The organism is Acinetobacter sp. 16, from assembly GCF_033439925.1.
Lineage (GTDB): Bacteria > Pseudomonadota > Gammaproteobacteria > Pseudomonadales > Moraxellaceae > Acinetobacter > Acinetobacter junii.
On record NZ_CP137746.1, the window covers coordinates 2,377,010 to 2,403,539 of the forward strand.

A 26,530-nucleotide genomic window follows, 5' to 3' on the forward strand; every position below is an offset into this window, starting at 1 on the left:
TCCTGCACTTATTTTTATGGATTAAACGGTCCATTTTTAGCTATTTCCCAATAGTTTTTATTCAAGTTAAGGTCATTAAATCAAAATAGAATTGACTGCTTTTACTTAGATGATGTCAATTAAGTCAAGAAAAGCATAAAAACTCTCATTATTTGATAATAGTCTATATTTTCTCGAAGTTTATAGAATACGAGAGACAATATTTATCCGACTAAAACAATCTAAAACCAGCGTCTATACCTTAGTAAAACCCAAATCTGCTTATCCAAACAACATAAAGTATGAAAAATCTAGAATTAATCCAACGAGTTTTCTTTAACTACAATCAAATATCAAACATATTACAAGTTTTGATTCAGTTGAATTGGTAACTCCACTTGCATTCGTAGAATTAAATCACAGAGATAAATAAGCCGTAAAATTGACTCAACATTGATTTTAGACTCGGCTAAAAGTGATGTGATTTGCTTTGCAAGTATGTTCATTCCTGCATCTAATGCCAACTGACGTTGTTGTTGCAATGTTTCGATCTGTGATGAACTCAGCATCATACGCCCAGAGCAACTCAGACTAAGTAATACATCAAAAATTGGTTCACACACTTTTTGACTTAAACTCATTTGAATAGATGAAAATTTTGCTCTCTGTTGTTGTTTCATCATTAAGAGTTGTTCAATCCGTCCAACGATACTTTCTTTCAAAGTCTTTTTTGGTTCATTTAATTGATCAAAATCTAGGTTAAACAAGCGTGTTTTTTCATTTTGCGTGATCAATAAACTAATTGGCGATAACACCAAGGTATGTCCTTTAATCTGGCAATATACAAAAACAGAGTTAATTTGAGTTTTTTGATTACACAAGCGTTCGAGCTGACGAATTTTTTCTATTTCTGACGTTTTCCAATCTAAACGTAAATGTATCGCTGATTGATTCTGATCATAGACCGTCCACCACAAACATTGCTCAATTTCATCAACTTGAGGATTGTCATAGCTAGAAATATTAAGCATTACTGTTTGATCAATACCTTCAATACTTTGTAATTGTTGCTGCCAACGTTGCTGTAGTTTGTGCCAATTATCAAATCCGATGTGTTGATAAATACTAAAATCCTGAAGATCTTTTAAGTTATTAAGTGGTAAGGCTCGACTTTGTCCTGAAGCAGATAAACGATCATCCTCAGAAAATCGTGGCTGTTGTAATCGTACTTTTTTTTGCATGAGTTGTTGAGCTGTCATCATCCAAATGCTTTGCTGAGACCATGCATTGTAACGATTAAAGTTCGGGTCATTATTTTCAGTACGCGCTAGTGTCACCTCAAAAATTTGAGGGTTTTCTTGCTCTGAGAAATATAAAGTGATTCCTCTAGCACCACCCAATGTTCGCCACCAACGTGCGCCTAAAGGTAAAAGCTCTAAATCAACTTGTTCTTGATCTACTTCATATTGACGACGTGACTTACCTCTTAAGCGAACTAAAACCTCACCCTTAGCATGTTCTAACTGGTAAAGATATGCATTGATTTGAGCTAAATATAATAATGTTTCGTGTTCAGAACTATGTTCGTCACGATTTAAAAGTCGAGCAACCTGACCGCTCAGTTGCCTTAACATTGCAGCCAAACGAGCTAATGACTCACTTCTAGCAGACATATTCAGTAGATGTAATTGTCGTGCAGTCATTTCATTTACATGCGATAAACCAAACTCAATCAACTGAGCAAGATCATCTTTTAATTCAATAATAAATTGACCTTCACTCTCACTCAGAACCGCGGGATTCTCTGTCTCATTGAGTTCCAACTTAGTCCAGAATTTTCCTTGAAGTCGCTGTACTTCACTTAAAGCAGCTAGATAATATGCAGACTGATCCTTTTCTAAATTTGACAGCATTCCAGCAAAACTAGCCCCTGCCACATAAATAATGTCTTCAGCCAGACTCTTGATACGAATTTTTAAACTGTATTCTTCTTCCAGTAATTCCGTTTGTTGTTCTTTTTGCCAAAGACGAGCGAGTTTGATGGCTTTTTGAGTTTGAGCTTTACCTATTTTCTTTGCGATTTGGTTGAGATCAACTCTCAATATTTCTTCGATCAGATTGGGTTGGAAATTATTTTCAAGTTGTTCAACCAATTCAACAGTCGTACTTTGAATATCCTCAGCTGAGTCTGTTGTTAGATTTTCGATTGGTTGCTGAACTGAATTTTGTAAATGTTGTTGCAGATATAAAACGGCTGCGACAATGTGCTTACAAGCACCTGTTGCAGGGCAACTACATGATGCATTGACTAAACCTGCCGATGATAAACCAACCTGTTGACCATCACTCTCAATGGTGATGTGTTCAGATCGCTCCGTTTGTAAAATAACCTTTCCTGCCTCAATATCTTTTAAGGCACGGCGAACCAAACCAGTATTTGCATAAGTAGCAAGACTGTCTTGATCATAAGCCAAATATTGGTGTTGCCAGCTCATTGCATCACCTCTGCCATCCATTCAGCAAAATGTTCAGGGGTTAGCGCTGCAACAGACATCCCCCTCTCATTCAGTTTTTGTGCCATTTGAATATCATAGACAGGGTTAGCTTGTTCATCTAATGCAGCTAAGCCCAATAACTTTACGTGTTGACATTGCAAGCGACTAATCGCATTGAGTAAATGTGCTACAGAACCACCTTCTTCAAAATCACTGATTAACGTAAAAATCGTGCGATTTGGTTGTGTGATAAAACGTTCGCAATAATTCACCGCTTTGGCAATGTCTGTGCCACCACCGAGCTGAACAGTTAAGAGCACTTCAACTGGGTCATGTGCCATATGAGATAAATCAACAATATTGGTATCAAATAATACGAGATGTACTTTTACAGCAGGTAAACTTGCGAGAATGCTGGCACAAATCGCACTGTACATGACAGAGTTCATCATTGAACCACTTTGGTCCACGCACAACATCACAGTCCAAGGTAAATGACGTTGTACCCGCGCATTGAAGAATGGTTGTTGAATAATGAGCTTATTTAAATCAGCATTATAGTGTTTTAGATTTTCTCGAATCGTACGTCGCCAGTCAAAGTTCTGACTATTTGCGAGCAAAGAACGGCGAAAACGATTGCGTCGACCATGAATCGTATTGATAAAGTTAGGTTTTAATCGTGCAACGATTTGCTCTACTACGGTTTGAATAATCTCTCGGACAGCATCTCGAGTTTGCGCATTCATTCGCCCACGCATCGTCAACAAGGCTTTAGCAAGCTGAGGTGTAGGTTCTAAACTTTTTAAGCTTTGCGGATCTTTGAGTAATGCATCTAATTGGTAGCGTTCAACTGCTTGAGTTTGAATACGTTCAAAGGTACTTTGCGGAAATAATTTTCGCGCTTGATTGAGCCAATTAATTGCAGTGAGCTGTGAGTCATCTAATGAGCCATGACGAGACTCCCCTGCAACATGACCACGTTGTTCATACTCACGGTTGTATAAATAATCGAGAGTACGTTCCAAACGTAATTGTTCTGCATCAAGCTGTACTTGATCCAAAGCTCGATCACTATAGCGACCCAGAATCAACCGCCAACGTGCTGCAAGGTTATTAGAGTTTGAATCATTCATTATACTAACCAACCTTGTAAATTTCGCTCGATCAAAAATTCTTGTAGTTGTTGATTTAATTGAACACCTTGTAGCATTTCAGCTTGTGAAACCTCACTGATATATTGAGAGATATCCAAACTTGAAACATCATTCAGCTGCGCAATCTGCTCAGCAAAAGCTGCTGTTTCCTTCGGTTTAAAATGAGTAAATGATTGGCGTAAATCAGGCAGAATCGCCACAAAGGCAGCCTCGTCCCATTTTAATAACAGTTGATTCAGTAGTTGTGCCATTGCAGGATAACGCAATAATAATTCAGGTGCGCTTTGCATCATTCCAGATAGATAAGCGACCGCATGTTCAGGGTTAACACCTAAACCAAAATGTCGCTGAACTGATTGTTGTAAATCCTGTTCAGTCAAATCACCATCAATAAAACGTAAGGCATCAACCACACCTGCCAACACATCTAGCTTTTGCCAGTCCGTGTTTAATCGTGCTAAAGCATTATAAAATTGTGCTAAGAAATTTTGCTCACCACCTACTACACGATTTATCTGCTTAGACAAATTGCGTAATTGCAAAACTTGATTAAGAATTTGCTGTTGTTGGTCTGCTGGTGGCGTTGCCAACTGAGACAGTAAAAATAAAGCTGTGGGGATGACTTGCTGCATCAGCGCTTTGAGTTCAGGTTGTTGCTGAAAAGCTAAAAAATCTTTGCCTGTCCATAAATTTAATAATTTTTGTCCACATTGAATCACCGAATCCAAATCAGGATCAGTGGGTAAAAATTGTTGAACTTCAGCAAACAGAATTGGAATTTGTTTGTGCAATCCCATCAATGCTGCTCGAATTAAAAGCTGTACTGCAAGATGTGATGACCGTCCTTGTCCTGTTTGAGAAAAAGTCTGTTTGATATGCAAGAGTTTTTGTACTGCAACAGTATTTAACTCACTTCCTAACTCTGATAATTCAATCAACTGAGCTTCAACATGGGGTGTCCATGCATAATCCCATTCTTCAAATAATAAATGTAAGCGCCCACCACCTAAGAAATCTGGGCCACTCACTGACTTGGCAAATCCCACTTGCAAGAAATCAAGTAAATGTAGAAAACGACTGCGCAAACGATGTTTTTGATTACGAAAGACATCCAGTTTTGCGCGTTTGGTGGTCGTTTCATCCAATTTAAAACGATGAACTTTTGCTAAATCATAAACTTGAGCTAACAGTGGCGGTGTTTGCGTGGATTGCACCACTTGTCCTAGACGCGCCCCCCCCAGAATTTGCTTCAATAGGCTTTGAAATGCTTGTTGTCCCTCATCTAAACTGCCTTTGACAAAACTACTTTGACAGGCATCAATCAAATCAAAACGACTAATTAAATGATGTCCTCTTAAAGTCGCTAATCTAATCGCCTGTTCAGTCGCATTTTTAACCGTAATAAAATTGCTTTCTAAAATCTGCTGGTCGCGTAATTGCGTAGAAAAATCAGACAGTAACTCAACGATTAAGGCTTGTCGCTGTTCAGCATCATCAAAGGATTTCTCCATCATATGTTGCCAGCAACGTTGATAAAATGCAGGCGATGGCATACCAGAAGCATAACCATTTAAAGCATCAAGACGATCAAAACTATAACGAATCAACCACGCTTGGTCATCCTGATCGGCGGACTTTATTTTTTTAATTTTCTTAGGTTTCTCAACCAGTAAATATGCTGCCAATTGCTCAATTAAGGCCAAGGTGTGAAAACCACCAGTGAGGATACAGATTGTACCCTTTTTATTTGCATAGCATTCTAAGATGCTTTGCAGCATGCATTGTTCTCGGATTAAAGAAGCATCGGCTTCTAAAACACTATCCTCGTAATCTAAACGAGACATAGCACACCAAACGAGCACCTCATGGAAAAAGCTTTGCCAATCATGCATCTCCAGCTTTGGCTTTAACTCAAATAAGTGATCCCAAAGTTCATCATGATTTCGACAGTGCAACTTCTGTGCTATGGTTTGTAAATACTGACTATGAGCCAAATAGCGCTCTTGCTGTAAGCTTCGACTTTGCAAAGTTTGTTTGGTGATTGTCTTTAATTCATGATCAATCTGACTTGTCCATGCTAAATCAATAAACTCAACCTCAGCATCAATTTCTGGCGCATATCGCAGCGCAACCCATTCAGGTGAATAATCGCAAAATGGATAATAAGCCGTACGGGTTTGTTTCTGTTCCGTCTTTTCATCAGTAGCAGCATTATTATTTGCTTCCATGATTTCGGTTTGACACAGTACAGCTAGTGGTGGCTGACTATCTGGATGCTGTAAATCTGTAATTAAACGATTAAATGAACGTGGTGCTTCAATCAATACATGCTTAGGCTGTAATTGCTGCAACGATTGTAAAGCCGCATAAGCACACGCTGGGCTATGATGGCGAATAGGTAAAAAATGAATACCTTTATCTGCCAAAGCCTTTTGCTGTTGTAATGCTTGTTGTAAGCGTAGTGGTATCGTCATATTCTTTATTTCAATAAATTTTCACTTTTTATATAAACTACATACAACATCTGATACTCGGCCCGTCATTCACAGCCTGCGTGGTATCTGTCAAATGTTGTTTCTGCGACTCGATTAACTAAATCTAAGAAGTCAACAGGTTCTGTGAATGACAAATGGTTTTGCCTACTTTTGTCGAAACAAAAGTAGGTCGAGCCGAGGACTTATCCTCAAATAAGATGAGAACTCGGCACGACTCAGTTAAGACTCAAAAAATCTACTGCCAAAACGTTTTTCCAGCATCAAAAAACGCCTTCCAAGTTACATCCTGTTTAGCACGTTCACGGGCAACATTATCCATATAAAAACGCATCCGCTTGGCATCGTCAGCATTATCTTTTAACACCACGCCAATCAACTGACGCGCAATCGCAGCACTACTCAAAGATTGATCACCTAAATAATAGCCTTCTAAAGCAGCTGCATAAGCGATATTGACCGCTTCAGCAGTCGACATCACAGCATCAGGTGTTTTAATAGATGTACCGTCTTTGGTTGTGCCTTGACGTAACTCTTGAAAAACTGTGACCAGTAGATCAACCACAGATTCAGACATTTGAATCAGATCAGATAACTCTCCTAACTCGCGTTTCAACTGAGTCAGTACAAGCTCACGTTCAAAAACAGGATCAGCAATCGGTCGTACAGTTTCAAAATTAAAGCGACGTTTCAATGCCGATGACATCTCATGCACACCGCGATCTCTTAAGTTAGCGGTAGCAATGATATTAAATCCTGCTTTTGCATAAATACGACCTTGATCCCCAAGCTCAGGAATCATCATGGTCTTTTCAGACATTAATGAAACTAAAACATCCTGAATTTCAGGTGGACAACGCGTGATTTCCTCAAAACGAATAATCTTGCCATGCTGCATCGCTTGATAAACAGGTGATGCCACTAAAGACTTCTCATTTGGACCTTCAGCAAGCAATAAAGCATAGTTCCATGAATATTTGAGATGATCTTCAGTCGTGCCTGCTGTTCCTTGAATGGTAAGTCCTGAGTCACCACTAATCGCTGCTGCTAATAATTCGGACAGCATAGATTTTGCTGTACCTGGTTCACCAACCAACATGAGACCTTGTTTACCCAGTAAAGTCACAATCGCTCTGTCGACTAAAGCATCATCACCATAAAATTTACGGCTAATCGCTAATTTCTCATCACCGAGAATAAATTGGCGTACCGCACGTGGTGAACGTAACCAACCTTGTGGTTTAGGTGCATGGTCATGCTCACTAATTATTGCAAGTTCTTCTGCAAAACGTTGTTCAGCACTTAATTTAATAATGTCTTGTGGATTCATATCTTTACCATTTTACCAAGGTGTTTTCTTCTGCCATTCAGGATCAAAACCAGAACATGCCTCAGCAACTTTTAAATAATCAGCATAAGTTTCAGCTAATAACACTGGCGGTACATCTGCTAAATTCATTCCACTGTCACGCCAAGAACGTACATTCTTTTTCTCAAAACTGAGGTCGTACAATACAGCTGCAAGATTTTCCTCAGGCACATAACTGCCACTAAAACGAATCACCGCAGATAAACCAATTTGGCTAAATGGTTTAAAGTAACTATCAAAAGAACCACCATCTTCAATTGAAGCACGTTGATAACCAAGCTTGGTAATCACTCCACGTAAAGTAAATGTATCGGTTAACCAGCCTTTACGATCCTCAATAATTTCTGCATGTGCTTCAAAAACAGGAAGCTGGTGTGTCATCTGCTCAAATAGGAACTTCACTTTATAATCTTTAAAATGTGCTTGCCATGCTTCTGCATCTTCAGCACTGATCAAAACACCATGTGCAACTTTGATTTGGCTATCTTGTGCTAATTCAATTTCATCATCTTCAAGATTTAATAAACTGCCGTCATCACTAGGACGGAAACTTTGTAAAATAGTACCTTCTGAAGAAACTTCTAACCAAACTAAACGTTGAATCAAACGTTTCATAATTGGGTGTGCAAACAGGTATTCTTGCCAATCCGTACTGCTCCAAGCTCGCTCACTACACATGGCTTCATACAAGCGTTGTGTTTGTAGATCAATCACTTGTTTAAACTCTTTCTTACTACTGCTGAATAATGATTTAGCTTCTTTAATTAAGCCTTCGTCATCACCTTGTCGTGCAGCAGGTAAGGCTTTAATTATTTTTCCATCTTCATTTTTAAGTACGAACTTATCTTTATCGTCTACATAGGCAGTTAAGACTCGAGAACCGTACTCTAGACTCAATACACCTGCATCATCTAAGCCTGCGGTCGGAATTGTGCGATCTGCCAATTCATCACTACTCCATTGATTGCGCTCTGCGATTTGTTCAACCAATTGTTTCGCTAGATTCTGAACAGATGCTGTGCGGTAACGACGTGACAAACTCAGAAGTAATTGAATAATCAATGGATCATCACTGATTGAAAAACAACTCAACATCGCTTCGATTTGTGCACGACGTTGATAATGTTGCTTCATATAATCTTGCAATAATTTCACCGCAACACTACCTTGCGTTTTAAAAGTAAGTGCCAACATTCCTTTACTTTTAATTGCAGAACCTAAATAAATTGCTAAACGCTCACGTTTAATTTCTTCAACCACTTCTTCCAATGTGATGTGTTCATAACGTCCATAATATTCAGGGTACTTTTGTCCCCAGCGTTTAAATGAATCTTGATAAGATGCTAAACGACTCGGTGCTTCTTTCGTTGCAACCTCCATCGCCTCTTCTAAGGTTGGATTACGAGTGTCTTGATATATAAAGCTTTGCAGTAAATACAATGCAAGCGTTTGTTGGCTTTTATCATTTAACAGTCCCATATAACGCTGTAACAATGCATTGGGCACAGGGTCTTTCAATTTGTCTGCTAAAACGACCCACCATTGAATAATTTGAGGATCAACTGTTGTACCATCTTGCCACTGCGCTTGAGGTAAATGCTGTAAATCAAACCAAGTAAAACTACTAGCAATCTTAGCTTTCAAACCCTTTTCAGCATCTTTGAGCAATGCTTTTGGCGAAAGATAAATATTAATATCCTCACCTAACTGCTCTAAAGCCGTCAGAATTGCAGCAATAACAACTTCTTTTTTCTCTTTTTTTAATAAATCATAAAGCGCTGTGACCGCAGAGGGATGTTGTAAACGCGCTAACCATTCGACTGCTGTAATACGAATTTCTTGTTTACCATTTTCTAAAGCTTCAATCGCTCTTAAATGAATATCAGGGAGTTTTTTTAATACTTCCTGAGCGTCAAAACGTAAACGTTTTCCATCCCCCAAAGCAAACTCAAGTAATCGAGGAATAAACTGTTTAGGTACTTGTGGAAAACGTTGTAATAGAGCTAATGCCTTGATTGGATCATAATAGCGCCATGAATTTTGATTTTTACTTGGTAGTAGCCCTAAAGCTTCAGCAATTAAATCAATGTTCTCAATAAAAAAAGGAATGACTTTTTCATCATCAGCAATTCGAGTATTTAGTTCATCACCGCTATAGTTTTCTAGGTATTCATTTGCAATACAACGTTTACTACTCTCTTCTGAAATACCGACTTGTTGCAAAACTTGGTCTAACTGACGTAACTCAATTTTTTCCCAACTCTTAGTCTCTAAAAACTGGAAAAACTGATACCAGTTGATCCAATCATTGTTTCGATTCCCTAGCACCAAACGCGCTGCATGAATCAAACTAAACTCAGGTAACTGCTGTAACTTTTTTTGATAATTGGCAATTTCTTCAATATAGGAACGATAGTTTTTTTGACCATTTAGATGACCAAGAATTAATTGCCCAACATTTTCAACTTTGTCATATGATTTGCAGAAGTCTCGGTAGTTATTCTGTCTCCAATGGCTTTTGTATCCACCTTTCTCAACAGCTTTATTATCTTCAACTTCCTGTTCTGCAGCTTGACGATATTTTTCTTTTACTGCCAAGTAATTATCCTGTAGAACCTGAGCAAAACTTTCAGGAATGTCTTGAGCCTCAATCACTTCAATATCAGGTAAGGTATATTCAAGCTCGACCACTTGACCCAAAGATTCGAGTCGTTGCAAAGCAGAAAGGATATTTGCCTGAACTGATTTTAATTTTTCATTTTCTGCTGCTTGCTGCAAGATTTCCCGATTTTGCTCTCCTAAACGTGCTAGCAAATCCGCGGCAAAACTACGTTGTTTGCTTTCGCCATTGATCAAGAAATTTTGCAAATGTTGCTGGCTTTGAGCATCGTCAAGATGTGTGAGTAAAACAGTCGCTTGCTCGCGAACACCTTTGCTCGAACTTAATGCAAGCATGATGATAAGTTCGGTTTGTTGTTGTAATAAGTCGTGATGCTGAGCAATAAACTCTAGGAAAATACCCTGCGCTGCAGCAGAAAGTTTAGGTAAAGTCTCACGAATTTCTTGTGCATAATCAGTGAAGAACTGGACACTATCCGAAAGCTTAAACAAGAAATTTAATTGATCATAGTGATAACTATTTACGCCATTACGCTCAAATAAAGTCGTAATAAACCCTTCAATATTATTTTCAGGTTCAAATAAATAAAGTTGCTTTAATGCTGTAAGTGACCAAAGATCGCGATGTGATTTTTTCTGACGATCATCAAAACTTTGATGATTAAAACTTGTTAATAATCCGTCTACCAGTACATAGCTAAACCAAACTGGAGTTTGTTTAGAAAGTTGAGAATAATTACGTTGCTGAGTTGCGGCTTCTAGGAATTTTCCATAGCGAATAATCTGATCCCTACTCAGTTTTGAAAAGATATTGATATATAGTTTATAACGCGCATTTTGTGAGGCTTTACATAGTTTTTCTTGTGCTCTAGTAAGCTCAGTTGATGGCCAATACCATCCATAAGTTCCAGGGCTACCTAGTAAGGCGCATACTTTATCTGTCGCTTGCTGCTGTAATGTCAATAAAACCTCTGGTTTTTGACCATTCACGATAAAGTTTAAAACTTGATTTGGTAACGTTGCCTCTACTTCAGATAAAGGTTCAACAATGGTAGTGAGTAACGCCAAACTTTCTGAATCTAGTGAGTTTTGACTCTGCGGATTGATTAATTCAGCGACTTTATTCTTAATACTTTCAAACATAAAATAACCTCTTATTTTCCCCAATTTTTTAATTACTTTTGATTTTTTGGTTTAAAAATCAATATAAGATTTCTTTTAATTCCAAGATTCTATAACAATTCATCTTCATCCAACGACTATTTTCTGATGTTTTGATTATAAAGAAATATTACTGAGAGTTAATCTCAGGATGAGGCATGTGCGACATTTATTGTCGCACCAGTTTTTTGATAAAAAAAATGGCTACTTCAAAGTAGCCATTCTGCATTTAAACTCAATTACCAAATAATATTAACTCGACGATTTGATGCCAAACAATTTACAAGCTGATTATTGGCTTTATGACCTGCACATTGTTGATATAAATCTGTTTGGCTGTTGGCTTGAATTTGAATACGATTCACGTCAATTCCTTCATTGACCAATAGCTTTGCAACAGTGTTTGCACGTTGTGATGACAACTGTTGATTGTAAGCGAATTTGCCAAGTGGATCTGCAAATCCAGCCACAATCACAGGTCCAGTCGCGTTACTCTGTTTAATACGTTGTGCAATTGAAGTAACAGAATCACTCCCGCGCTCAATTGCATTGGCATTTGAACGATCAAAAGTAAAGAAAACACTTCCTGAACGTGCATTATTTAAGTTCGTATTTGCTGGAACTTGATTGTTTGCGCCCCATGCCATCAAACCTTCACAGGCTTCACCCTTCCAAGATAAACGCTCAGAAAGTCTTTGCTTGTCAAAATCTACACGAAGTTGGCAACGTAAATAGTCTTGGCTATTTGGCTGACGAATATCTAAAACATAGTTCCAAGTTTTCACAAAGAATGAATAGCCACCAAAATTCTAGACACACATAACCATCTTTTGGACTGCCACCACTCTCCTAGACAAATTTCGTCTATTCTTTTTGCATAGGAGAGAACATTATGAGTGGACAACGATACACCCCAGAATTTAAAGATGAAGCTGTTAAATTGATTACCGAACGTGGATATTCTGTCACTGATGTGGCTGAACGTTTAGGTGTATCACAGCACAGCATTTATAAATGGCTAAAGGCCGTACAGCCTTTACGCAACAACCCTGATGAACATGAACTACTCGAAGCAAAGAAAGAGATCCTTCGTCTTAAAAGTCAGCTTAAGCAAACTGAAGAAGAGCGAGATATCTTAAAAAAGGCCGCAAGGTACTTTGCAAGCCTGCCCGAGTAAAGTATCAGTTTATCCTTGAGTACAGCCATCAATTTAAGATTAAAACGATGTGTCGGGTTCTTAAGATTGCTCGTGCTGGCTATTACGCCTGGCTACATGAACCCGAATCAGGCAGAACAATTGAAAACAAACGGTTATTACAACTGATCCGCTCTTCTTATGATGCCAGTTATGGCATCTATGGTTATCGTCGCATCACGCTGGATCTTAAAGAGCTAGGTGAAAGCTGTGGCCCCAATCGTGTGCTGAAGATCATGAAGAACAATGGCATTGCCGCTGTTCGAGGATATAAAAAGCATAAAAGTTATGGTTGTGGCCGTCCTCCGATTGTGCCACCAAATCACTTAAATCGAGAGTTCGCTGTGAGCACCCCTGATACTTCCTGGGTGACTGATATTACCTACATCCGTACTTGGCAAGGCTGGTTATATCTGGCTGTGGTTCTCGATTTATATTCAAGGAAAGTCATCGGTTGGTCAATGAAACCTACGCTTGCCAAGGATATCGTTTTGGATGCACTTTTAATGGCGGTATGGCGACGCAGACCCAATGAACCTGTGATCATACACTCAGACCAAGGCTCACAATACAGTAGCGGAGACTGGCAGAAATTCTGTCAAAAGCATAATTTAGTTCCGAGTATGAGTCGTCGTGGAAACTGTTGGGACAATGCTGTTGCTGAATCCTTTTTTAGTAGTTTAAAGAAGGAAAGAATTAAAAAGAGGATCTATAAAACACGAGAAATGGCCCGTGCGGATGTGTTTGATTATATCGAGATGTTTTACAATCGAATCAGGCGTCATTCGCATCTCGATGGGATGAGCCCAGAAGCATTTGAGACAGCTTCAAAATGAGGCGGTCTCATGTCTAGGATACTGGGAGCAGTCCATTTTGATTGGCCTTTTCATAATCTAATGGAGAACGCTGACCATTGGAACCATGTCTGCGTTTTGAATTATAGAACATCTCAATATATTCAAAGATATCGGATCTTGCTTCAGTTCTAGTTGCATAGATTCTCTTTTTAATTCGTTCCCGCTTTAATAGCTGAAAGAAGCTTTCTGCAACAGTATTGTCATGACAATTGCCTCTACGACTCATACTATGAACCGTACCGGGTTTGTCGGAGACTCAATATTCTGAGAGACTACCCCGATGACAAAATTAAAATATACCCCTGAAATCAGAGAAAGAGCGGTTCAATTATTGATTGAATCTGAAAAAGATTATCCTTCTACTTGGGCTGCAATCACAGCAATTGCGCCTAAGATTGGTTGTACTCCTGAAACACTTCGTGCCTGGCATCAAAAGCATTTAGATCAGCAAAATCCTATTAAAGTACAACAGATATCTGATCAAGAAAAAATGAAGCAAATGGAACGTGAAATTAAAGAATTAAAGCGTGCCAATGAAATTCTACGTAAAGCAGCCGCTTTTTTCGCCCATGCGGAGCTCGACCGCCCACACAAATAATGGTGGATTTTATCCATCACAATAAAGATCGATATGGCGTTGAAGCGATTTGTAGAATTTTACCGATTGCAGCTTCGACCTATTATCGGGCTTTAGATCTCGTTGATAACCCAGAACATCGAGCGAAACGTGCTCTGCATGATTTACATCATGCAGAGCAAATCAAACGTATTTGGAAAGAAAGTTTAGGTCGATATGGTGTACGTAAAGTTTGGCAAAAATTGAAACGTGAAGGCTATGTTATTGCACGTTGTACAGTTGCTCGATTGATGAAAAAGCTAGATATACAAGGTGTTTGGCATGGTAAGAACAAACAAACTACCCGCAGCCGAGATGATCAAAAACGAGCAGATGATTTAGTGAAACGGAATTTTAGTGCTGATCGAGCTGACCCTTGCGAAGCAATGCTTCTCAGGTCAGTGACTTTACGTATATTCAAACCAATTCTGGCTGGGTCTACACCGCATTTATTATTGATGTGTTCTCACGAGCCATTGTTGGATGGAAAGTATCTACACGAATGAATACAGATATGGTGCTCGATGCATTGGAGCAGGCATTGCATGATCGAGGCATGCCAAAGAACGTGATTCACCATTCCGACAGAGGTGTGCAATATCTTTCTATTCGCTATACCAATCGTTTAGAAGCAGCAAATTTAAGAGCATCAGTCGGTACGACTGGTGATTCATACGATAATGCTTCAAAAAAGCATTGTTCTTATTCGATATTTTCATAAAGAAATAATAATTTATGCATTAGCTTAATTTAGACTATTCAGTAAACACTAAATAAAATGTTTACCAAAAAAATTTATAGCGCGACTCAAGACCTCTTGAGGAGCGCTTTAAAAAAATGCGTGGAAGCTTTTCCGGTCATAAAAAATATTTAGATGAGCAATCTGATTAAATATAGGGATTAAATCAAGTAAGATTTACAGTAATTAAAATTGTTGTGGCATCTATGAAAGATCATCTGAAATCTCTGCGCAGTGACATTCGTCGAAAACGTAAAAATGTCAGTATTTCACAACATAAAAAAAACGAACATCAGATCTTAAACAGACTTAAAAACACCCCACAATTTAAAACGTCTCAAAAAATTGGTCTGTATCTAGATGCATTTGGGGAAATACGTACTCAAAAAATTATTCAACTTTGTTTCCAACATCACAAAGATGTTTATTTACCCATGATTTGCAACATGAATCAGAATTTAGTCTGGGTAAAAATCAATCTCCAACAATATAAAAACAAACGCTTTTCCCATCATCCTTTGGGTATGAAAGAACCAATGGCTAGTCGTGGACATCATGTTTCAAAGTTGGATCTTTTGATCATGCCCCTACTCGCTTGTGATCATCATGGTACTCGAATTGGTATGGGTGGCGGATTCTATGACCGTACTCTTGCATCAGCCCGCCATTTTCCCTTTCGTTTAGGGATAGCACATGATTTTCAATATATTGAAGAAACTTTACACCGCAACATCTGGGACCAACCACTTGATGCACTCATCACACCATCTCACAAACATTATTTTTAGAGTTATTTGAATATTAAAACCAACTAATTTTGTCTTTTTTTATATTTTCTACTCTAAAACCCTTGTAATTTTTGAAATGCACATCACTATAAAAACATGGCAACACCGTTGTCACTCATTAGGAGTGCCCATGTCTGAATATATTTTAAATAATGAAACAAGCTTAGAGCCACAGGTTCCAAGTGTATTACCACTATTAGCATTGCGTGATGTTGTGGTCTATCCACACATGCAAATTGCGCTATTCGTGGGTCGTGAAAAATCGATCAATGCAGTGGATGTGGCTCGTAACGGTGACAATTTAGTATTTGTAGTTGCGCAAAAAGATTCGCTTACAGAAGAAATTGATCACGATAATCTGTATCAGTACGGAACTGTGGCTAAAATCGTTCAAGTGGTCAATCATGAGAATGATGAAAACTGCATTAAAGTATTGATTGAAGGACTACATCGTTCGAAGCTAGAGCGTATCATTGATGGTGAAGAGTATCTGACTGCTGAACATCATTTAAGCCCAATGACAGTGGACTTGGATCAAGAAAGTAAAGAAACTCGCTTAAATGAATTACGTACACTCTTTGCTCAATATGCAGAAGCTAAACTTCGGAATGCACGAGAACTTGTTGCGGCTGCAAACAAGATTGAAGATCTTCTGCAATTGATGTTCTTCGTTGCAACTCGTGTGCCTTTAAATATCGAAGTCAAACAGAAATTTTTAGAGCACGATGAGTTCGAGGCACATTTACAAGAGTTGATGGGTTATTTGATGAATCAATCTGCTGAACAGCAAATTGAACAAACCCTACACGACAGCGTAAAACGTCAGATGGAAAAAAACCAACGTGAATACTTTCTAAATGAAAAAATGAAAGTCATTCAACGTGAACTGTCTGATATGAACGGCGGTGCTGAGGATGATGTTGCTGAGATTGAGAAGCGTCTTGCTGAAGCTGACTTACCTGAACATGTACGTAAAAAAGCTGAAGCTGAGTTTCGTAAACTCAAAGCAATGCAACCTGCTTCAAGTGAAGCGGCAGTTGTTCGCAACTATTTAGAAGTGATTCTAGATACACCTTGGAACAAGGCAAGCAAAGTCAGCATTAACTTGGCAAAAGCACAAGAAATTCTGGATGCAGATCATTACGGTCTAGATGACGTTAAAGATCGCATTGTTGAATACCTTGCTGTTCAATCACGTGTGAAAAAACTCCGTGGTCCTATTCTTTGTCTAGTTGGTCCTCCGGGTGTAGGTAAAACCTCACTAGGTGAATCGGTTGCTAAAGCAACAGGTCGTGAGTTTGTACGCATGGCGCTAGGTGGCGTGCGTGATGAAGCTGAGATTCGTGGTCATCGTCGTACTTACATCGGTGCGATGCCAGGTAAAATTGTGCAGTCTTTAACAAAAGTCGGTGTGAAGAATCCATTATTCTTGCTCGATGAAATTGACAAGATGGCACAAGACTATCGTGGCGATCCTGCTTCTGCATTGCTTGAAGTATTAGATCCATCACAAAATAGCAAGTTCAACGATCATTATTTAGATCTTGATCTTGATCTTTCAGAAGTAATGTTCATCTGTACAGCTAACAGCATGAATATTCCTGAAGCTTTGCTAGATCGTATGGAAGTCATTCGTCTACCGGGTTATACCGAAGATGAAAAAGTAAATATTGCTGAACGCTACCTTGTTCCGAAAGCAATCAAGAACAATGGTTTACGTGCAAAAGAATTAACAATTCATGAAGAAGCGATTCGTGACATCGTGCAACGTTATACACGTGAAGCGGGTGTACGTAGTCTAGAACGTGAAGTGTCTAAAATTGCACGTAAAGTTGTTAAAGAAGCAGTCAGCAAAAAATCTAAAAACTTACAGCTTGATGTGACATCGGCAAATCTTCCTGAATACTTAGGTCCACATAAGTTCGACTTTGGCATCGCAGAAGATGAAGCCCAAGTAGGTCGTGTAAATGGCTTGGCTTGGACATCTGTTGGTGGTGAGTTATTGACTATTGAAGTCGCAGCTGTAAAAGGTAAAGGGAAATTCATTACTACGGGTTCGCTCGGTGATGTAATGAAAGAGTCAATTACCACTGCGATGACAGTTGTTCGTACTCGTGCTGATGAGTTGGGTATTGAAGCATCACGTTTCGATGAAACTGATGTCCATGTCCACTTACCAGAAGGCGCGACACCAAAAGATGGTCCATCGGCAGGTTTAGCTTTGACTACAGCGCTAGTGTCAGCGTTTACTGGTATCGCAATTCGCCCTGATATTGCGATGACAGGTGAAACTAGCTTAGGCGGTCGCGCATTACGTATTGGCGGCTTAAAAGAAAAACTTTTAGCAGCTCACCGCGGTGGAATCAAACTTGTATTTATTCCACAAGACAATGTACGTGACTTGGCTGAAATACCTGATAACGTAAAAGAAGGTTTAGAAATCAAAGCTGTGAAAAGCATTGATGAAATCTTACCTTTGGCGTTGACAGATACACCAAAGCCATTGCCTAAGACACCAATTGTTAAACCAGTTGAAGATGCAAAAGCTGCACGTCATTGATGTAAAGATCATGATTAAAGAGAGAGCTTCGGCTCTCTTTTTTGTTACATAATTTGATTGAAAAACAACCAATTTATTGCATAATAAAATAGAGTCGATAAAAATAAAGGCTAACATTGACTCTGAAACTAATTTTTAGTGCCCTCTGAACTCCAGACGGAAGGCACTTTGATCGCAGCTCATACACATTTTGAGCTGCGTTTTTTATGGCGAGTATAAATTTTCTTTTTTTAGTTTTTATTACAGCTATTACTTAGATCTAAATTACCTAGCAACTTCGACTCAGTTTATAATCCGCATAAATTATTTTTACCTTTAAATTTTATGAAGATTCGTATTCTGACTATTGGGCAAAAAATGCCTGCATGGGTTCTCACTGGGTTTGAGGATTATTTCAAACGAATTCAGCCTTTCGTTCAAACCCAAGTCATTGAATTACCTATGGCTAAACGTGGTAAAAATGATTCAGAAGCAGATATTTTAAAATATTGTCAAATCGAAGGTGAGAGTATCTTAAATGCGCTCAAACCTAATGAAACCCTAATTGCACTGGAAGTCGGTGGCAGAGAACTCAGTACAGAAAAGCTTGCCGATACCATGAAACAATGGATGCTTGATGGTAACGATATTGCACTCGCAATTGGAGGACCTGACGGACATTCTGATGCAGTACGCAAAGCAGCAGCATGGCATTGGTCTTTATCTAAATTAACGATGCCTCACCCAATGGTTCGAATCTTATTAATTGAACAATTGTATAGAGCCATGAGCATTAACCATAATCATCCCTACCATCGTGCTTAACGTTGAATATGGTTGTTCTGATTATAGAACAATCTGTTGAGTTTAATCCGCTATCATTGTCTTGATGTTTTTGTCAGGATAAATAGGTAATTTCGATCAGGTGCCCCATTATGAATGTGCAAACTTTACCAGGCTTATTTATCTCCCACGGTTCGCCTATGCTTGCACTAGATCCAGAGCAGGTTGGTCCTGCACTACATCGCTTGAGTATCAACTTACCTGAGCCACAAGCGATTGTTGTCATGTCTGCACACTGGGAAAGTCAAGTTCTTGAAGTCAATATTGCCACTCGACCAGATACTTGGCATGACTTTAGAGGTTTTCCTAAAGAGCTTTATGAAATTCGCTATCCAGCACCAGGATCACCAACAATTGCTGAAAAAATATTATCCATGTTTGCAGAAGCTGGTATTCAGGCACATGCCAATAGCACACGTCCTCGTGATCACGGTGTATGGATGCCTTTATTACATATGTATCCAGATGCAGATATTCCAGTGATAGAAATTTCACTGCCAACAAAAATGAATGCAAAAGAAATTTACAAGATTGGACAAGCTTTATCTCCCCTGCGTGAACAACAGATTTTATTAATCGGATCAGGAAGCATAACGCACAATTTGGCTGAGTTGTCATGGCATACAAATGCTCAAGTTCCTACTTGGGCTAGTACTTTTAGAAATACTGTCGTCAATCGACTCCAACATCAAAATTTTGATGCTGTCCTTGATTGGCCTTCATTGCCATTTATAGAACGTAACCACCCTACGCTTGAGCATTTTGCCCCACTTTTTTTCGCTATGGGCACAGGTCATCGATTTAATATCGTGCACAGTAGTTTCTCGATGGGCTCACTTGGCATGGATATCTATCGTTTCGACTAAAGATGATTATTTACCAAATATTTAAATCGAGGTTTAACAATTTCGTTTAAACCTCAGTATCTATTATGCTTTTCTAAAAATTACAATCAGATACATTTAACAAACTTAACCGCTAACTGGATTACATTTTCTTTTTTAAGAATACTTTAAGCTTAAGGCTGTGATTTATTAACTGTTGTTTTAACGATGAAAATTAAATATTTAGTTCTTGCTCTACTTCCTCTTTCTTTGATGGCTTGTCAAACAGTACAAAATGTAACTGACGGTGTAGTTTCTCAAATCAATTCAAATGCTGAAAAAAATCTAACTGAATATAATTGGACTTATCAAGGTTCTACAGCTTCAAAACCATTAGTGCTTTCATTTAACGCTGATCAAAGAGTAACGATTCAAACAGGTTGTAATAATCAAGGTGGAACTTGGAAAGTTGAAGGCAACAAAATTGTCACTTCACCTCTTGTTTCAACCATGATGGCGTGTGCTGATGATTTAATGCAACAAGAGCGTTTGTCATCTGATATTTTTAGCGAAAAGAAAGTACCTTTTTCACTTAGTACAAGCAATGATCAAGCAATCCTGACTGTAACAGACAGTAAAGGGCAAAAACATGTATTTACAGGAACTAAAATTGTGAATGCAAATGTATTAAGCAATTACATATGGTCGTACCAGCCGACAAATACACAAAAACCTATCGTTCTAACATTCTTAAATCATGATCGCTTATCAGTAGATACAGGCTGTAACCGCTTAAATACATCTTGGAAAGTCGAGAATGGTTTGATCGTGACAGGTGATGGCGCATCAACGATGATGGCATGTGAACCAGCACTGATGCAGCAAGAGAAGTTTACAGGTGAATTATTACAAAAACGTCAAATCCCATTTGAAGTGAATACTACAAACTTACACGAACCGACTTTGACGCTTACAGATGCTAAAGGTCAAAAATATAATTTCATCGGTAAAATGACACCTGAAACAAAATATCAATCAGAGCCTAAAACCGTATTTTTAGAAATCTCACCTGAAACTAAATCATGTACAGGCGTTGCACCACAAACTTGTATGCAAGTACGTGAAGTAAAATACGACGAAAAAGGTATCAAAACATATACTGATAAAAGCTGGTCTTTATACTATGGTCAAATCGAAGGGTTTGAACACAATCCTAAGCAACGCGTGATCGTACGTGTAAAACGTTTTGAGATAAAAAATCCGGCCGCAGATCAGTCAAGTCTTGCTGATGTATTAGATATGGTTATTGAACAAGAAATCGTTAAATAATCATAATTTCAGTCAAAAAATCCCTTGAGCTAGAATTGCATCTGCTACTTTGACAAAACCAGCGATATTTGCACCATCGACATAGTTCACAGTACCATCTTCTTGAGTACCATATCGTAAGCAGTTTGCGTGAATGTCTTTCATAATCGCATGAAGTCTTTCATCTACCTCACCATGTGTCCAACCAAAACGTAGAGCATTTTGTGACATCTCCAGTCCTGATGTTGCAACTCCACCAGCATTTGAGGCTTTACCAGGAGCATAAAGAATCTTCGCTGCAATAAATTTTTCGACAGCTTCCAAGGTAGAAGGCATGTTTGCACCTTCAGCTACACAGATGACGCCATTCGCTAATAAATTATCAGCATCAGCACCCGTTAATTCATTTTGTGTGGCGCATGGTAGAGCAATATCGACAGCAATATGCCAAGGCGTCTGACCTTCAAAATACTCAAAACCATGCTTTGAAGCAAACTCAGAAATGCGCCCACGCTGAACATTTTTAAGTTCCATTACTTCTGTAAGTAATTCTTCTGTAAATCCGTTCTTGAGATAAACAGTTCCATTTGAATCCGATAAAGTTACGACTTTTGCACCGAGGAACATGGCTTTTTCAGCAGCATATTGAGCAACATTACCAGAACCTGAAATTGATACCGTTTTGCCATCAAAACTTTCGCCACGTGTTTTCAACATTTCTTCAGCAAAGTAAACAGTTCCATAGCCCGTTGCTTCAGGACGCATAAGACTACCACCAAAGGAAATCCCCTTCCCAGTAAAAACACATGCGGTATCGTTACTCAACTTTTTCATCATGCCAGCCATGTAACCGACCTCTCGTCCGCCTACACCGATATCTCCCGCAGGAACATCTGTATTTGCACCTAAATGTCGATATAACTCAATCATCAAGGCTTGGCAAAAGCGCATCACTTCGGCTTCAGATTTTCCTTTTGGATCAAAATCTGAACCACCTTTACCACCACCCATCGGTAAAGTTGTAAGTGCATTTTTAAAAGTTTGCTCGAATCCCAAAAACTTCAAAATCGATAAATTGACTGAAGGATGAAATCTCATCCCACCTTTAAAAGGACCAATGGCAGAATTATATTGAACCCGAAAAGCACGATTCACATGAGTTTGACCTTGGTCATCCATCCAAGAAACACGAAATTGAATCACACGCTCAGGCTCAATCAGTCGTTCAAGTAAACCATATTGTGCGTACTTAGGGTTTTTCTGAATAAATGGCCACAGACTGGTCATCACCTCTTCCACAGCTTGTAGAAATTCTGGTTGATGAGGATCTCTGCGTTTCACGTAATCCAAGAATTCATTTAAGCTACCGTATTTCAACACTCACCCCGAGTCAATGATTCAAATTAGTGCTAATTTTGCACTAAAATGGAATATCTCATAAAACAACCATAAATTACTATCCAAGAGGCGTTATTTTTCTACCCATAAAAATATAAAATTATTCATTTCATAAACTTACAATATTAAATACTCATTATTTATTTTATAAATACGCACATGAATATATGAATAATCAACTAAATAAACAAAATTAAAGTCAAAAAATTCAATCAAGCACCAAAATAATACATGTTTAGCACCATCTTAAAACACCAAAAACTGCTACTCGTTGTTTAAATAAATCCACAGTCTCTAAATAAAGGATTATTTGTTATAATTCACTTCTGCTCTTACTTTCACCTCACTGCTTCTATGTTACTTTCTGATCAGCAAATCTCTCTTATCGTTCAAATAGACCAATTACTGCCTCAAACACAATGTGGTTTATGTGGACACCGTGATGGGTGTTTGCCATATGCAAAGTCGATTAGCGAAGGTGAAGCAGCAAACAAATGTGTACCTGGCGGGCAACCTGTAGCAGATGCACTCGCTCAATTACTTGATCGACCGCGTTTAATAGCTGAATCGAGTGTTTGGGATATCCAAGCTGATGGTCGCCCACAACAAATGAAAGCCATTATTCGCGAAGTTGAATGTATTGGTTGTACCAAGTGCATCAGTGCTTGTCCTGTTGATGCAATTATCGGAAGTGGTAAGCTCATGCACACGATTCTGACAGATTTGTGCACAGGCTGTGAGCTCTGTATCCCTCCTTGCCCTGTTGATTGTATTGACCTCGTCCCTGATAACAATCCCATCCCCACTGAGGATCAACGTATTAACGAGCAGGACAATCTTCGTCAGCGTTACTACGCACATATTCAACGTGAAGAAAAACGTCGTATCGACCGCAAAGGTCCTGTAGTTAGAGCCGAAATTGACACTGAATTTTTCGCACAATTTTCACAGGCTTTGAAAAATGTTCCGACTATAACATTAGCTGAAAAAGCAAAAGACCATAGCGCACAAGATGCTAAAACTACTATTGAGCTCGCCAAAATACGAACTCAAATCAAAAAACTGGAGAAACAATTAAGTGTTCGACTTGATCCGCAAAAGCAAGAACAACTTGATGCCCTTCAAACACAATTAAAAGAATTACAGGAGGTCTAAATGTCGAGTAAAAATATGACTAAGAAGCAAGTTCAGACTTTCTTCGAGCGCTTACGAGAACAAAGACCGACTCCACAAACTGAACTCAATTACTCATCTCCTTTTGAACTATTGATTGCAGTTATGCTTTCAGCCCAAGCCACTGATGTGAGTGTCAATAAAGCAACTGATAAACTTTTCCCTATTGCCAATACAGCACAATCCATTCTAAATCTCGGTGTTGAAGGATTAAAGAGTTATATTAAAACCATCGGTCTCTATAACTCTAAAGCTGAAAACGTCATTAAAACCTGTCAAATTTTAGTTGATCAATATCAAGGAAATATTCCAGAAACACGTAAAGAACTCGAAGCACTTCCTGGTGTGGGTCGAAAAACAGCGAATGTTGTTTTGAATACAGCTTTCGGGCATCCGACTATGGCGGTCGATACGCATATCTTTCGTGTCGGTAATCGCACTGGACTTGCGATAGGAAAAAATGTTCTAGAAGTAGAACATCGACTCATCAAAGTTATTCCAAAAGAATTCATTGTTGATGCACATCATTGGCTTATTTTACATGGTCGTTACTGTTGCATCGCACGCAAACCGAAATGTGGTGAATGTATCGTAGCCGATGTCTGTAATTGGAAAGATCGTTTTGAGTTTGGAGCGACAAAGCCCAGCAAACTCAAAGAAATACATTAATCCTGATCTTTTTTAGTCTGCTGTAATTTTGGGTGTAACTGGCGTGGCTTGCCATATTTTTTATTTTCAATCGCCTGCTGTTTCTGCACATGACGTAGCATTTTTTGACTTTGGTATAATAGAAAAAGTAACAGTAAAACACTTAAAATAACGACAAGGATAAGAACAAACTTCAACATTTACCTCTCCAAAATAAAAAGAGCCCTATTTAAAGAGCTCTTTTAAACTTGCTGTTTAGATTATTTATCTAAAATAGCAAAAAGATCTTTTTGAACTTCATCAATCGCACGCAAGCCATTCAACTTATCGTAAGTCGGTGCATTTTCGCCTGAAGCAGCACGACCTTGATAAAAGCCAACCAATTGCTCAGTTTCACTATGGTAAGAAGCTAAACGCTTACGGATAGTTTCTTCTTGATCGTCAGGACGTTGTACTAGGTCTTCGCCAGTTTCATCATCCTTACCTTCCACTTTAGGTGGATTGTAAACTAAGTGATATACGCGGCCAGATGCTGGGTGCTGACGACGACCAGAAAGTCGTTGAACAATTTCCTCATCAGGAACATCAATTTCAATCACGTGATCAATAGAGATTCCTGCTTTTTCTAATGCCTCAGCTTGTGGAATCGTACGTGGAAAACCGTCAAAAATACAACCGTTAGCGCAATCAGGTTGAGCAATACGCTCTTTCACCAGACCAATGATCAATTCATCGGATACTAAACCACCTGACTCCATAACGCTTTTCGCTTTTAAGCCAAGTTCAGTACCTTCACGAATTGCAGCACGGAGCATATCACCGGTTGAAATTTGTGGGATATTGTAGCGCTTACAGATCAACTGAGCTTGAGTACCTTTTCCTGCCCCAGGTGGTCCGAGTAAAATAATGCGCATAAAAGAACATCCTCATTTAAAAACAATAAATCTTAAATTGAGCAATATCATACAGACTTATTGCTCAACCAACATCAAATTAATTATAAGAAAGCAACAAATAAATGGATTAAACCTGCTAAAAAACCAGTCACACCACCCAACACAATTAAAATCCACTCATCTTCCTGAAACGCAGGACGCAATAAGTTTTGGAACTCTTTCGGTGTTAGCTCACGAATACGATCTCTAAACATTTGAAAGATTTTCTGTGCACGGCTTGCATTTAATGCAGGATCACATACAGGCCCCATGGTAATTTCAATTGAGCGATCAATCAAGTCGGTCTTGAGTCTAGCATATTCTCTTGGACCTAATGATAACTGTAATGATGTTCTGACTAATGGGGTTTCCATGATTTCATTGATGTGACGCTTGACAATTCGACGAGTTTTATCTTTCTTCGTCCCATACATCATTTCTGTCATGATCGATTTAAGCGTAATAAGGTCTTCCGTCACCACACTAGCAAACACATCAGAAACTTCTTCTTGACGTTTCATAAATGCACCTTGAACGTTATATGTACCGATCTTCAAGACTGGGACAATCCAAGGGAATTTACGATCTTTAGTCAGACGGAATATCTGAGGATATCGAATATAATGAGGTTCAATAGGATTGAAAACCATCCAAATTGCAATCCAGTTGGTTAGGAAACCCCATATTGCAGCCCAAAAAGGTACAGTCCAATGCCATGGCACCACAAACCAAACGATCATTTGGAAAATACCAAAGAACATACCAATCAATGCGCTGATATGCCAAATAAAATTGATTTCTTTTTGACCAACCTTTAAGAACATTCGTACCATCAAACGGCGATCACCTTCCATTTGGCGAACAACCATTTCTCGCATATCAACAAGTGACTCGACGTTCATGGTCAGCTCAGTCACAAGTTCTTTTAAGGTATTTGGTAATTGTTTATGTGCTTGAGCATAAATACGACGTTTAATCGAATAAGGTAGGTTTTCCCATAAAACAGCATTACGATCAATCATGACTTCGTCAATGAGGTGTTCAAGCTCGAAACCGACTTGCTCACCAATGATCATCGCCATGTCTTCGGGGTCCATTGCCTCTAAAAACTCTCGCAATGAGCCTAACTTAGATAATGTATTCTCAGTAATGATGCCTGAAATACGCCCTGCTTTACGAGGTACAATTCCTTGCCAGCCTACAGGTAATGGACCTAAATGGAATCCCCAAAAAGTAATTGGGTAAAATACCATTTTTAAAGCCATCCACACATGCGCCCATGTCACAAAAGCAGTTACTGGAATAATACTCAGAACTGCCCAAAAATCTGGGCGAGCGAGGAAAATCTGCCACAATTCATTGACGTAATCAAACATGCATGACTCTCAAAATTATTAG

At 38.8% G+C, this 26,530-nt stretch carries 17 protein-coding genes, 3 pseudogenes and 1 other annotated feature; of the genes and pseudogenes, 9 read left to right on the forward strand and 11 right to left on the reverse strand.

All coding sequences use genetic code 11. The features are described from left to right. Positions 1 to 341: 341 nt before the first annotated feature. The 6 genes and pseudogenes from R2H34_RS11635 to R2H34_RS11660 all read right to left on the reverse strand — a co-directional run. Positions 342 to 2,474, reverse strand: a complete 2,133-nt coding sequence (locus tag R2H34_RS11635) for an SWIM zinc finger family protein (protein WP_087540527.1) — start codon at positions 2,472 to 2,474, stop codon at positions 342 to 344. Beyond that, on the reverse strand, positions 2,471 to 3,607 hold the full coding sequence (locus R2H34_RS11640; RefSeq protein ID WP_318342273.1) for a VWA domain-containing protein: 1,137 nt from the start codon (positions 3,605 to 3,607) through the stop codon (positions 2,471 to 2,473). Before R2H34_RS11640 ends, R2H34_RS11635 begins: the two co-directional genes overlap by 4 nt. Next, entirely contained in the window at positions 3,607 to 6,102 is a 2,496-nt protein-coding gene (locus R2H34_RS11645) for a DUF5682 family protein (RefSeq protein WP_087540523.1), read from the reverse strand. Before R2H34_RS11645 ends, R2H34_RS11640 begins: the two co-directional genes overlap by 1 nt. Positions 6,103 to 6,358: 256 nt before the next feature. After that, entirely contained in the window at positions 6,359 to 7,450 is a 1,092-nt protein-coding gene (locus R2H34_RS11650) for an ATP-binding protein (protein WP_039048045.1), read from the reverse strand. A gap of 12 nt (positions 7,451 to 7,462) precedes the next feature. After that, complete coding sequence (locus R2H34_RS11655) at positions 7,463 to 11,251, reverse strand: DUF4132 domain-containing protein (protein ID WP_125297830.1); 3,789 nt, start codon at positions 11,249 to 11,251, stop codon at positions 7,463 to 7,465. 257 nt (positions 11,252 to 11,508) lie between these two features. Next, positions 11,509 to 12,060, reverse strand: a pseudogene (locus R2H34_RS11660) (OmpA family protein); the annotation flags it as partial. Positions 12,061 to 12,161: 101 nt separating this feature from the next. On the opposite strand from R2H34_RS11660, the gene R2H34_RS11665 reads away from it, so the two are divergent. Continuing rightward, positions 12,162 to 13,300, forward strand: a protein-coding gene (locus tag R2H34_RS11665) for an IS3 family transposase (protein WP_252665914.1) whose coding sequence is annotated in 2 segments (ribosomal slippage) — positions 12,162 to 12,420 and positions 12,420 to 13,300 — 1,140 coding nt in all. Because the reading frame shifts where the segments join, the coding sequence is not laid out codon by codon here. A 13-nt stretch (positions 13,301 to 13,313) separates the two neighbouring features. Here the strand turns inward: R2H34_RS11665 and R2H34_RS11670 are convergent. Beyond that, positions 13,314 to 13,556, reverse strand: a pseudogene (locus R2H34_RS11670) (IS3 family transposase); the annotation flags it as partial. A 45-nt stretch (positions 13,557 to 13,601) separates the two neighbouring features. On the opposite strand from R2H34_RS11670, the pseudogene R2H34_RS11675 reads away from it, so the two are divergent. The 6 genes and pseudogenes from R2H34_RS11675 to R2H34_RS11700 form a co-directional block, all read left to right on the forward strand. Next, a pseudogene (locus tag R2H34_RS11675) lies at positions 13,602 to 14,622 on the forward strand (IS3 family transposase); the annotation flags it as partial. Then, positions 13,877 to 13,993: a sequence feature (AL1L pseudoknot), on the forward strand. (Overlaps the previous pseudogene by 117 nt.) 260 nt (positions 14,623 to 14,882) lie before the next feature. Next, on the forward strand, positions 14,883 to 15,464 hold the full coding sequence (locus tag R2H34_RS11680) for a 5-formyltetrahydrofolate cyclo-ligase (RefSeq protein WP_004963152.1): 582 nt from the start codon (positions 14,883 to 14,885) through the stop codon (positions 15,462 to 15,464). 130 nt (positions 15,465 to 15,594) lie between these two features. Further along, entirely contained in the window at positions 15,595 to 18,024 is a 2,430-nt protein-coding gene (gene lon / locus R2H34_RS11685) for an endopeptidase La (protein ID WP_039048259.1), read from the forward strand. A gap of 324 nt (positions 18,025 to 18,348) precedes the next feature. Continuing rightward, on the forward strand, positions 18,349 to 18,828 hold the full coding sequence (rlmH, locus tag R2H34_RS11690) for a 23S rRNA (pseudouridine(1915)-N(3))-methyltransferase RlmH (RefSeq protein WP_004912481.1): 480 nt from the start codon (positions 18,349 to 18,351) through the stop codon (positions 18,826 to 18,828). A 110-nt stretch (positions 18,829 to 18,938) separates the two neighbouring features. After that, positions 18,939 to 19,712 carry a DODA-type extradiol aromatic ring-opening family dioxygenase gene (locus R2H34_RS11695; protein WP_039048258.1) on the forward strand — a complete coding sequence of 258 codons (774 nt, stop codon included), beginning with the start codon at positions 18,939 to 18,941 and terminating at the stop codon, positions 19,710 to 19,712. Positions 19,713 to 19,898: 186 nt separating this feature from the next. After that, the gene (locus R2H34_RS11700) at positions 19,899 to 20,999 is read left to right on the forward strand and encodes an META and DUF4377 domain-containing protein (RefSeq protein ID WP_087540041.1); all 1,101 of its coding nucleotides are present in this window, start codon (positions 19,899 to 19,901) and stop codon (positions 20,997 to 20,999) included. 12 nt (positions 21,000 to 21,011) lie between these two features. Here the strand turns inward: R2H34_RS11700 and gdhA are convergent, their stop codons facing one another. Then, complete coding sequence (gene gdhA, locus R2H34_RS11705) at positions 21,012 to 22,358, reverse strand: NADP-specific glutamate dehydrogenase (RefSeq protein ID WP_213071589.1); 1,347 nt, start codon at positions 22,356 to 22,358, stop codon at positions 21,012 to 21,014. A gap of 372 nt (positions 22,359 to 22,730) precedes the next feature. Here gdhA and R2H34_RS11710 point away from each other — a divergent pair, with 372 nt between their 5' ends. Then, on the forward strand, positions 22,731 to 23,531 hold the full coding sequence (locus R2H34_RS11710) for an RnfABCDGE type electron transport complex subunit B (RefSeq protein WP_042891113.1): 801 nt from the start codon (positions 22,731 to 22,733) through the stop codon (positions 23,529 to 23,531). Continuing rightward, the gene (gene nth, locus R2H34_RS11715) at positions 23,532 to 24,218 is read left to right on the forward strand and encodes an endonuclease III (RefSeq protein WP_087540039.1); all 687 of its coding nucleotides are present in this window, start codon (positions 23,532 to 23,534) and stop codon (positions 24,216 to 24,218) included. Here the strand turns inward: nth and R2H34_RS11720 are convergent. The 3 genes from R2H34_RS11720 to R2H34_RS11730 all read right to left on the reverse strand — a co-directional run bounded on the left by R2H34_RS11720 (position 24,215) and on the right by R2H34_RS11730 (position 26,508). After that, positions 24,215 to 24,397 carry a hypothetical protein gene (locus tag R2H34_RS11720; RefSeq protein WP_004956301.1) on the reverse strand — a complete coding sequence of 61 codons (183 nt, stop codon included), beginning with the start codon at positions 24,395 to 24,397 and terminating at the stop codon, positions 24,215 to 24,217. The two genes, nth and R2H34_RS11720, sit on opposite strands and share 4 nt — an antisense overlap. Positions 24,398 to 24,457: 60 nt before the next feature. Further along, positions 24,458 to 25,111 carry an adenylate kinase gene (gene adk, locus R2H34_RS11725; RefSeq protein WP_087540038.1) on the reverse strand — a complete coding sequence of 218 codons (654 nt, stop codon included), beginning with the start codon at positions 25,109 to 25,111 and terminating at the stop codon, positions 24,458 to 24,460. An 83-nt stretch (positions 25,112 to 25,194) separates the two neighbouring features. After that, positions 25,195 to 26,508, reverse strand: coding sequence for a hypothetical protein (locus R2H34_RS11730; protein WP_087540036.1), 1,314 nt, complete (start codon positions 26,506 to 26,508; stop codon positions 25,195 to 25,197). Between the last annotated feature and the right edge of the window lie 22 nt (positions 26,509 to 26,530).